Consider the following 3,343-nt stretch of genomic DNA (forward strand, 5'->3'; position numbering starts at 1 on the left):
TTTGCCCAACAATAGCTCAAAACCTCTGCCCTAGTATTTCTGAGTATTTATACTCATCGCAAAAGTGACACGCTCCCCATTCCACAGCCCGCCATCGGGGGGTGGCTGCTGTAAGACTTGCCACAATTGAGCTTGTTCCACATCATTCAGCAGAGGGTCACAATCGCTATTTTTGCAACGTTGATCTCCGAGGGATTCAGGTCCTAAATGATTGTAGCCCCAGACTAATTCCTAAATCCAACCACGACTATAACCTGTCACTGCCATTACTTCTGCGGTGGTTTTTCCAATGGCTAACAGCCAAATAATCTGGTAATGATGAGCCTGGGTGGTTGTTTTAGCTTGACGGAAACGAGCTTGTAGCTCTTCTGGACTCAGATGAGGTGCGATCGTAATTCGTTTTGGCATTCTTTATTGGATGGGGGTAGTGTTCCTCCTGATTATATCATGGTTGATCGACCGGACATGATATTAAACTAATTCTGATCGCCCTCAACCCTCAACACGATTTCATGCTATGTGGGACAAAATTGCTGCGCACATCTGTGAAACAACCGGAGAAACATTTTCGATCGACAATCGCCGTTCCGTCAGCGGTGGCTGCATCAATCAAGGCTATTATATCAGCAGCAGTACCCGCACTTACTTCGTGAAAATCAATCAAGCTTCCCAAGTCGCGATGTTTGAAGCTGAAGCGCTGGGTTTGCAGCAAATGGGGGAAACCCAGACGATTCGAGTACCTGAGCCGATTTGCTGGGGAACAGAGGGGAATTCAGCTTATATTGTGCTGGAATGGCTGGATTTGGGAAGTCGCGGGGGCGATCGAACTTGGGAAGAAATGGGGCGAAAACTCGCGGAAATGCACAAATACACATCCCCCAACTCCCCCTTACTAAGGGGGGGAGAAGAGCCTGATTCGGGCTTGTTCAGGGGGGGTTTTGGGTGGGATATTAATAATACGATCGGCTCAACTATACAAATTAATAATTGGACGGCAAATTGGGCAGAATTTTGGGCTGAAAATCGGATTGGTTATCAGTTAAAAGTGGCTAGGCGTCGAGGCGGTCATTTTCCGAAAGGGGAACGTTTATTAGAGATGATTCCTGAATTGTTAGCTGGTTATGAACCTCAACCCTCGCTAGTTCACGGGGATTTGTGGGGGGGAAATGCGGGGGTGACATCTGCGGGGGAACCTGTCATTTTTGACCCGGCGGCATATTTGGGAGACAGAGAAGTTGATATCGCGATGACGGAGTTATTTGGCGGGTTTTCGCCACAGTTTTACCGGGGATACAATCAGGTTTGGCCTTTGGATTCAGGGTATGAAGAACGCAAAACTATTTATAATCTGTATCACATTTTAAATCATTTTAATTTGTTTGGTGGGAGTTACGAGTGCCAGGCGAATCAAATGATTAATCGAATTTTTGGTAGTTAGGGCTTGCTGAATAAGTTAAGAAAAATCACGAGCGCAATTGATGGGTGATTCAAGTTCGCCGAAACATAATTTGTCATTGCTCAACCCCCTTGACAAGAAGACGAGATAGACATTAGATAAAGGAATGGAAAAACTCCCCGACCTAAAACAGCTATCGAACGAGGCAAAAGAAGCCTTGATAGTAGAGCTATGGCAAGAAATCCAAAAACTTAGCGCAGCATTAGCCACATACCATTTGTGACAAGTTAAGAAAAAGTGCAAATTGTCAAGGGGGTAGACAAAAAAAAGTAAAATAGGATGAAACCTTTACCGGGCAAGCAGTTGAGCCATAATCGAACCAGTTATGAGTAGCAAAAAACGAATCAACCGAGATCATGCAAAGAAAAAAAATCGTCCCCAAGTAGAAAATGAAGTGAGCGCGAATCACCTGGAAGATTTATTAATTCCGGCAATGGCTGCACAAAAAACTTTTTATCGGCAACTAAATCTAAGAGAGAGGATTCTGACAGGTAGGGTCGAGAGAAGATGTTAGCATCCTCTCCCTCCCATTCGGAACCGTGCTTGCTACTTTCGCAGCACACGGCTACTCGGGTGTCCTCTTGTCATTTGAGGGCTTCTCTTTCTTCCGACTTGCTTGGATGTTTCTTTCCTGAAGAGACGATTTCCAGGTTATGTTTCCTGATTAATTCCAAGTCGGTTTTAGTTTTAACATCGTGGCAATGCCGATGCAATAGTTGAAGATTTTTGTATTCATCCTTACCTCCAATGGCTCTGGGGACGATGTGGTCAACTTCCATTACATCTTCATTTCTGAAAATAAATTCGCAATGAGAACATTTACCCTTCTGCTTTTTTAAGAGCAGTGCCAATCGACTTGACAATTCAGGGTTTTTTCCCATTCTTGAACTCCAATAGTCGGGTAGGGCAGGGACATTGCTGTCCCCTTCCCCCCTAAGAACCGTGCTTGCAAGTTTCCCTGCACACGGCTCAAGCAAATCACTGTGTCTTCTCATGATGGATTTGCTGGTGACACATTAGATGAACAAGTTGATAATTGGCGTATGTGTCCTTTCCTCCGATTGCTTTGGGGGTCGAGTGGTGTTTATGTATGTTCTCGCCATTGAATAGCGAGTCACCACACCTCGGACACACATGGTTTTGTCTCTGGGCTATTTTTTGCCACGACTTATTATAGCCCTTGGCTTGTTTTGCCCTGTTTTTCCTGAACCATTCTTGTACGTCTGGGTCAGGATTATCTGGGGAATAATCACCAGGTATCAGGGTGTGACGTTCGATATGGAACCAAGAGAATTTTGGGACGTGCGCCCCAGTTTGGTGGTCGCCAAATACCCAATTATCTTCCCTATCGAGATTGAATCGTCCGAAATAGCGTTGGTTTCTCCATTTGTCACTTTTGTTTGGGTGTCTCTGTTTGGCGTATTTCTTAACACGGTCGAACATCCACTTGTCGAGTTCGTGAAAGACCTCGCAGGCTACCATCTTTCGGTGATAATTTGCCCATCCTCTGACAACGGGAGTCAGCTCTGTAATGACTGCCCCAATTTCCTTGCCCCGGTTAGAGAGCCAGATTTGTCTGAGTTTATCGCGGATGTTTTTGATGGATTTGGCACTTGGCTTGATTAGTAGTTTGTACCCTGATTTTCTGTCAGACACTTTGTAATGTCTGAAGTTCCACCCCAAGAAGTCGAATCCTTCTGTCATATGAACGATTCTGGTCTTTTCTTCGGAGAGGTTCAGACCTCTCTCTAATAGCCAGTGGATTATTTCGTCCTTGGCGTTATTGGCATCTTCTTGGGTTTCGCAGAGAAGTCGGGTAAAGGGATTACATCGCTGTAACCCCCTCCCCTCAAAACCGGACTTGTACCTTTCAGCACATCCGGCTTA

The 3,343-nt window shown here is 45.3% G+C and carries 4 protein-coding genes; 1 reads left to right on the top strand and 3 read right to left on the bottom strand.

Annotated features, from left to right (window positions below; all coding sequences use genetic code 11):
* Positions 1-231 precede the first annotated feature (231 nt).
* A complete protein-coding gene (locus tag QUA07_RS29685) occupies positions 232-408 on the bottom strand; it encodes a hypothetical protein (protein WP_333332792.1) in 177 nt (58 codons plus the stop codon).
* A gap of 109 nt (positions 409-517) precedes the next feature.
* Between QUA07_RS29685 and QUA07_RS29690 the strand changes: the two genes are divergently transcribed.
* Complete coding sequence (locus tag QUA07_RS29690) at positions 518-1,438, top strand: fructosamine kinase family protein (RefSeq protein ID WP_333332794.1); 921 nt, start codon at positions 518-520, stop codon at positions 1,436-1,438.
* Between the two features lie 602 nt (positions 1,439-2,040).
* Here QUA07_RS29690 and QUA07_RS29700 read toward each other — a convergent pair.
* Both QUA07_RS29700 and QUA07_RS29705 read right to left on the bottom strand, forming a co-directional pair.
* Positions 2,041-2,337 carry an HNH endonuclease signature motif containing protein gene (locus tag QUA07_RS29700; protein ID WP_333332797.1) on the bottom strand — a complete coding sequence of 99 codons (297 nt, stop codon included), beginning with the start codon at positions 2,335-2,337 and terminating at the stop codon, positions 2,041-2,043.
* Positions 2,338-2,434: 97 nt separating this feature from the next.
* Positions 2,435-3,160 (bottom strand): group II intron maturase-specific domain-containing protein, encoded by a 726-nt coding sequence (locus tag QUA07_RS29705; RefSeq protein ID WP_333332800.1) that lies wholly within the window; start codon positions 3,158-3,160, stop codon positions 2,435-2,437.
* Between the last annotated feature and the right edge of the window lie 183 nt (positions 3,161-3,343).

This window comes from Microcoleus sp. T3_A4 (assembly GCF_036700465.1).
Classification (GTDB): domain Bacteria; phylum Cyanobacteriota; class Cyanobacteriia; order Cyanobacteriales; family Microcoleaceae; genus Microcoleus.